General features: G+C 29.6%; 1 pseudogene. It reads left to right on the top strand.

The window, feature by feature from the left end:
• Positions 1 to 344 precede the first annotated feature (344 nt).
• Positions 345 to 467, top strand: a pseudogene (locus tag J7R05_RS09410) (FeS assembly scaffold SufA); the annotation flags it as partial.

Here is a 467-nt window from a genome sequence, read left to right as displayed (position 1 = left end):
TAATTAAACCGTTCAGTTCTTAGTTTCGTTGATTTTATAACTGTATATGTATACATATTCATTTATTATTTTATGCGGATTGTGAAGACATAAGATAAATTTTTGTTCTTCTAAACGTATTTATTTTTTCTAGCACTTAATAGATGTGGAGAAAAATGATACTTTTAAGAGTTTCTGTTTGCGTGATCACAAATCCAAATTGTTGGATATGAGTTTTTATTCCGATGAAAAAAGATCAAAACATTTCAATTTATAGCTTGTTGTTTTTTTTGATATACCAGATAAATAAAAGTGTCGAAGATGAAACACTTTCAAAATGTTATTGAGCAAGAAAAGAGTAAATGATGAGCCGTTTTTCGGTAATAAATTTGACGGAAGCTGCAGTAAATCGTGTTAAAACGATTATGGGAGAAAAAGATGCGCTTGGTATTCTTATTGGTATCAAAAAAGGTGGATGTGCTGGGATG

This window comes from Bartonella capreoli, assembly GCF_902813205.1.
Taxonomy (GTDB): Bacteria; Pseudomonadota; Alphaproteobacteria; order Rhizobiales; family Rhizobiaceae; genus Bartonella; species Bartonella schoenbuchensis.
This window is presented reverse-complemented; position numbering and strand designations above follow the sequence as displayed.